This is a genomic window from Leisingera sp., assembly GCF_034669605.1.
Classification (GTDB): domain Bacteria; phylum Pseudomonadota; class Alphaproteobacteria; order Rhodobacterales; family Rhodobacteraceae; genus Leisingera.
Window position 1 is genome coordinate 1 of record NZ_JAXMOX010000254.1, and the last position, 5934, is coordinate 5934.

The 5934-nt window shown below is 66.2% G+C and carries 7 protein-coding genes; 2 read left to right on the plus strand and 5 right to left on the minus strand.

Translation table 11 applies throughout. The features are described from left to right. Positions 1–89: 89 nt before the first annotated feature. From glp to VOI29_RS21980, 4 genes are all read right to left on the minus strand, one after another. Entirely contained in the window at positions 90–2222 is a 2133-nt protein-coding gene (gene glp / locus VOI29_RS21965) for a gephyrin-like molybdotransferase Glp (protein ID WP_323783693.1), read from the minus strand. Beyond that, a complete protein-coding gene (gene mobB / locus VOI29_RS21970; RefSeq protein WP_323783695.1) occupies positions 2219–2710 on the minus strand; it encodes a molybdopterin-guanine dinucleotide biosynthesis protein B in 492 nt (163 codons plus the stop codon). The genes glp and mobB overlap by 4 nt, the downstream gene beginning before the upstream one ends. Continuing rightward, positions 2707–3351, minus strand: a complete 645-nt coding sequence (gene mobA / locus VOI29_RS21975; protein ID WP_323783697.1) for a molybdenum cofactor guanylyltransferase MobA — start codon at positions 3349–3351, stop codon at positions 2707–2709. The genes mobB and mobA overlap by 4 nt, the downstream gene beginning before the upstream one ends. Positions 3352–3412: 61 nt before the next feature. After that, positions 3413–4288, minus strand: coding sequence for a formate dehydrogenase accessory sulfurtransferase FdhD (locus VOI29_RS21980; RefSeq protein ID WP_323783699.1), 876 nt, complete (start codon positions 4286–4288; stop codon positions 3413–3415). Between the two features lie 64 nt (positions 4289–4352). Between VOI29_RS21980 and VOI29_RS21985 the strand changes: the two genes are divergently transcribed. Beyond that, entirely contained in the window at positions 4353–5081 is a 729-nt protein-coding gene (locus VOI29_RS21985) for an AzlC family ABC transporter permease (protein WP_323783701.1), read from the plus strand. After that, positions 5078–5407 carry an AzlD domain-containing protein gene (locus tag VOI29_RS21990; protein ID WP_323783703.1) on the plus strand — a complete coding sequence of 110 codons (330 nt, stop codon included), beginning with the start codon at positions 5078–5080 and terminating at the stop codon, positions 5405–5407. Before VOI29_RS21985 ends, VOI29_RS21990 begins: the two co-directional genes overlap by 4 nt. A gap of 19 nt (positions 5408–5426) precedes the next feature. Here VOI29_RS21990 and VOI29_RS21995 read toward each other — a convergent pair. After that, positions 5427–5934: hypothetical protein (locus tag VOI29_RS21995; protein ID WP_323783705.1), on the minus strand; the 508-nt coding region annotated here is incomplete at its 5' end.

Here is a 5934-nt window from a genome sequence, read left to right on the forward strand (position 1 = left end):
GGAGTGCCACGCCGGGCGCAAGCCCGGCGCCCGGCCAAACGGCGGGCAAGCATCTGTGATGCGCTGTGCCGCGGGCGGGAGCATCCCGCCTAAAGGGCGAAACTGCCGTAGGGGATGAAACGCACCGGATCGCCCGGCTTGATATGCCCAGGCCCGTCGCCAAGCTCCACCAGCCCCTCGGCCCAGCTGAGGCCGCTGATCCGGCCGGAGCCTTCGGATTTGAAAACCTCCGCGCAGCCCTCGCGCACCCGCGCGCGCAGGTATTCGCGGCGGCCCGGCTTCTTGCGCTTTTCGAAAGCCGCCGGAACCTCGAAACCCTGCGGGGCCTGCCAGCCCGCGCCCGCCATCAGCCCCATCGCGGGGCGGGCAAAAATCAGCGTGCAGACCAGCGCTGCAACCGGGTTGCCCGGCAGGCCGAAGACCGGTGTGCCCTGCCACATGCCCAAGGCCAGCGGGCGCCCCGGTTTCAGCGCGATGCGCCATTCCTGCATCGCACCGGCCTCGCGCAGCAGCGCCGACATGTGATCCTCGTCCCCGGCCGAGGCCCCGCCCGAAGTCAGGATTACGTCCGTTCGGGCTGCCGCGCCGTCGAGATGCGCGCGCAGGGCTTCGCGGTCGTCTGCGGCCTTGCCCAGATCCACCGGCATAAAGCCCAGCTGCCATATCAGCGCCAGCAGCATCGGGCGGTTGGCATCGAATATCTGACCCTTGCCCGCCGGTTCCCCCGCCTCGACCAGCTCGTCGCCGGTGGAGAGCACCCCGACCCGCAGCGGCAGCCGCACCGTGAGTTCCGCCAGCCCGGTTGCAGCGGCCAGCGCCAGATCGGCAGGCGACACGACACGGCCCGCGGCCAGGATCACCTCATCTGCGGAGACATCCTCGCCTGCCTTGCGGGTGTTTGCCCCGCGCTTCAGCGGACCGTTGAAGGCGATCCGGGCGCCGTCGGTGTTGACGTCTTCCTCCAAAATCACCGTGTCCACGCCATCGGGCAGCGCTGCCCCGGTCAGCACCCGGATGGCGCTGCCGCCGGGCACCGCGCCATCAAAAGGGACACCGGCCGCTGCGCGGCCCTGAACCAGCGGCAGCACATGCGGCCCCTCTGCCCGGCCGCCTGCGAAACCGTATCCGTCCACCGCCGTATTCGGCAGCGGCGGGTTGGCGCGTTGGGCTACCGCATCCTCTGCCAGCACCCGGCCCAGGGCGTCTGCCAGCGGCACGGTTTCCACCCCGGTGACAGGGCCGAGCCGGTCCTTTAGCAGTTGCAACGCATCATCGACCGGGGTCCAGTCGACGCCCGCAGGCAGGGCAAAGCAATCATTGCTGAGCGGCGGCGGTGTCAACCGGCCCGGTTCGTCCGGGGCCAGCGCATTCAAGCGGTCTTCGTATCCGGTGCCCAAAATCCAAGCCTCCTCTTGCGCTGCCTTTGGCGCTGCGGCCAGCATCGCCGCCAGTTCTTCTGCAGGCAAACGGCCGAGCGCCTGCGACAACAGCCGCATCTGCACCCGGTCGCGTATCTCTTCCGGGCCTGCAACCGCCATGGCAGCCTTGACGGCGGGTTCGATCAAACCCGGCCAAATTTCCGCCAGCACGGTTTGCGCAGTCTCAACCTTCTCGAACGGCCAGACGGCGGCCTTGTGCCGCAGACGCAGCCGCTGCAGCACCGGCACCCCCATGAGGGTCTGGCTGCCGACCGTCGGGTTGAAAAACAGCTGAAAACAGGAGGACGACGCCTTGGCCGCCAGATCGGCGCTGCGCCGTTCTGCCACTTCTTCATAGCTTATGCCGGCCTTGCGGTAGGGAATGTCCGGCCAGTTCTTCTGATCCGGCTTGCCCCAGAACGGGCCGGCGCCGGCAAACAGCCGGTTCATTGCAGAGGCCACATCAAACCGGTTGTTGCTGCCGTCCTCAGCGTCTTCGATCCGCTCTTCCAGCCAATGCCACAGGGCAAAGGGATCATCCGAGCCGGTCACCCGGCGCGCAAATCCGCGCGGATAGCCGAAGGGAAAATCAAAAGCTGCCAAGACCCGCCGCCCTGCCGCCTGTTCCACATCAAGGAATTTGCTGATCCACGCCTCTGCCTCCTGCCGGCTGCGGCAATAGATCTGCTGTTCGGCGGTTCCGCCGCGCGCCACCCCGAGCCAGACCGCATCCTTGCTTTGGCGCCGGGGTTTGCGCTTGGCAGCGGACCAGTCGACGGTCAGAATGGTGTCAAAGCCGGTCACAGTCCCAAGTCCGTCTGGATGAAATCCGCAATCTCCGAAGTGGCGTTCAGATCAAACACCGGGCAGTCCAGCGCCAGCGGGGTGTCGCTGGCGACGGCCCGGATGCTTGGATCCCGCGGGGCGATCAGATCGGTGCCTGCGTCCTGCCGGCAGGCCTCGACCTTAGGGTGGGGTTCGCGTTTGTAGCCCTCGACCAGCACCAGATCGACCGGATTGAGGCGGGCCAGCAGCTCTGCCAGCGGCGGCTCTGCTGCGCCGCGCAGCTCCTGCATGATCGCCACGCGCCCTGCCGAGGCCAGCACCACCTCGGACGCGCCAGCCTGACGGTGGCGGTAGCTGTCGGTGCCGGGCTGGTCCACGTCCGTTGCGTGATGGGCGTGTTTAATGGTGGACACGGTGAAGCCGCGGGACGTGAACTCCGTTACCAGCCGTTCCATCAGCCCGGTCTTGCCGTTGTTCTTCCAGCCGGTGACGCCGTAGACCTTCATTTCAGCAGCGCCTCGGCGCGGGTCAGATCCTCTGGCGTGTTGATGTTGAAGAACGGGTCGAAACGATCAGCTTCGAACATGGCCTCGCGGCCGCCGTGCCGGTCGGTCCACAGGACCACCTTGCGCAACCCGTCCTGCAATGCGGCGCGCAGGTCATCGCGCAGGGCGACGGGCCAAAGGCCAAAGGCCGGGTGCCGGTTGACGCGCTTTCCGCCTCCGGATTTCAGCGCCTCATCGCCGGTGCGCGGAGTGGTGGCCATCACCAGCGGGTGATCCATGTCCGCCGCTGCGGCGGCCAGCCGGGCGACCAGATCCTGCGGAAAGAAGGGCGTGTCTGCGGCGGCGGTGACGATGGCCTCAGCCCCCTGCTCTGCGGCCCAGTCGAGCCCCGCCAGCACGCCCGCCAGCGGCCCGGCGAAACCCTCGATCGAGTCGGCAATCACCGGCAGGCCCATGTCACCGAACCGTTCCGGATCACCATTGGCATTGAGCGCCAGCCCTGAGACCTGCGGCGACAGCCGGTCCACGACGCGGGACAAGAGGCTCTGGCCGCCGACCTGCAGCCGCCCCTTGTCGCCGCCGCCCATCCGGGTGGCGAGGCCGCCTGCGAGAATCACGCCGAGGGGGGGTATTTCTGTCATGCCTTCTCCTCCAGAGCAGGAAAACACGCGTTTCCCGGACCGAACTCCGCGCGGAAACCGGTTAGCCGTCCGCGCTCTTGCGCCGGTGTTTCTTGTCTTCAACCGGCGCGTTTTTCGGGTCCATGTCGCGCAGCAGCCTCTCGTCGCCCGACAGGCAGATGAACCGCTGGCCGCGCATCCGGCCAATGAGGGTGAGGCCGACCTCGCGGGCGATCTCCACGCCCCAGGCGGTGAAGCCGGAGCGCGAAGCCAGCACCGGGATGCCCATCATCGCGGTCTTGATCACCATCTCCGAGGTCAGCCGCCCGGTGGTATAGAGGATCTTGTCCGCGGGTTCGGCCCCTTCGGACAGCATCCAGCCTGCGATCTTGTCCACCGCGTTGTGGCGGCCAACATCCTCCATATAGACCAGCGGGCGGTCCTGGTGGCAGAGCACGGTGCCGTGGATGGCGCCGGCCTCCAGGTACAAGGACGGCGTGCGGTTGATCTTGTGGGCCAGCGTATAAAGCCAGGAGGTTTTCACCTGCACCTCAGGCAGGCGCACGTCCTCCAGCCCCTCCATCATGTCGCCAAAGACGGTGCCGACCGCGCAGCCGGAGGTGCGGGTCTTCTTTTTCAGCTTTTCCTCATGGCTGGTTTCCACCGCGGTGCGGACCACCACGGTTTCCAGGTCCTCGTCATAATCGACGCGGGTGACCTCATCCCCGTCCAGCAGCATGCGCTGATTGCGCAGGAAGCCAAGCGCCAGGTATTCCGGATAGTCGCCGATGGTCATCGCGGTGACAATTTCCTGGGAATTCAGGAAGATGGTCAGCGGCCGCTCCTCGACCACGGCAATCTCGCCGGCCTCGCCGTCCTGGTCCACCCCGGTGACGGTGCGGGTCAGCCGCGGATCGGCGACGCCGGGCGCGATCAGATATTCTGACGTGATATCCATACTCACCAATTGCATTCCTTCTGCCACCGCCTTAGTCCGGGTGCAGGCAATCTAGGACGCGCAGATGGCAATCACCACCACCAAATCGGCCTTCTGGAAGGGGTTTCGCGACAGCGCCCCTTTTATCTTCATGGCCTCGCCCTTTGGCTTTCTGTTCGGAGTACTGGCCGCGGAGGCCGGGCTGATCGTGCCCGAAGCCTTTGCGTTTTCATTGGCGGTCTTTGCCGGCGCCGCCCAGTTCACCGCGCTGCAGCTGATGCAGGAGAACGCGCCGCTGATCATCATCCTGATCTCGGCGCTGGCGGTGAACCTGCGGATGGCAATGTATTCGGCATCGCTGACGCCTTACCTGGGCGATGCGCCGATGTGGCAGCGGGCGCTGGCCGCCTATTTCATGGTGGATCAGTCCTATGCGCTGTCGATCGTCAAATTCGAGGCTGAGCCGGAAATGACCGCACCGCAGCGGATGGCCTATTTCTTTGGCACCAATGGCATTGTGGCCCCGGCCTGGGTGATCGCCACCGCAATTGGCGCGCTGGTCGGCACCCGGATCCCCGACAGCTGGGGGGTTGATTTCGTGCTGCCGCTGGCGTTCCTGGCGATGATCGGCCCGATGCTGCGCACGCCTGCCCATATTGCCGCCTGTTTCGTCGCCGTGGCCACCGCCCTGCCCGCCGCTGCCCTGCCCTATAACCTGGGTTTGATTGTGGCCGGGATTGCCGGCATGATTGCCGGTGCCCAGGCGGAGCTGTGGCTGGAGCGGCAGAAAACCAAGATGGAGGCCGCGCAATGAGCAGTATTCCCGCCCCGCTTCTCTGGACTGTGATCCTTGGCCTGGCCGTGGGCAGCTATGCCCTGCGGTTTGCCTTCATCGGCTTCATGGGCGGCAAGCCGATTGCGCCCTGGCTGATGCGCCACCTGCGCTATACCGCCGTTGCCATCATTCCGGCGCTGGTGGCGCCGCTGGTGGTCTGGCCGGCGCCCACCGACGGCAGCCCCAGCCTGATGCATTTTGCGGCCGCCGCCGCGACCTTGGCAGCGGGTTACCTGACCAGGAACGTGCTGTGCGGGCTTGGCGCAGGCGGAGTATCGCTGCTGCTGCTGTACCTTGCGGCCTAGCGCTCCGCACCGGGCAGCATTATTCAGTAGCGGCGCTCAGCGCGGCGTCGCCTTTGGCAAGGCCCGCCTGCAGATCGGCGCTGTCGTTCTCGTAGTAGCGCTCCGTCACCACGCCCGGAAGCTGGCCGAATTGCGCTGACAGCTTTTCCGGATAGAAGGTGCGGTTCAGACTCTCGAACCCGGGGATCTGCTGCAGGATGCCGATGGTGGCCTGAGCGCAATAGGCGCCCGGCACAGGGCCATTGGCAACCGCCAGCCGATAGGCTTTCTGGGCCTGCTCCGGCGTGACCTCGATCCGCTGTACAACCACATGGAAGGTGCTGCGGGCATGGGCGCCGCGATAGGCCTGCTCCACCGCGGGGGTGATGCCATAAAGCACGTCGTTGCGTTCCGGCACCACCGAGGCATAGAAGGAGCCCGCCGGATCAAAGATCACCCGCTCTGACGCATTGATCATCAATGACGCATGGCCGCCCCGGCCGGTGCGGTTGTTGATCATGGTATAAAGGGTCAGCGCGGGCGGCCCC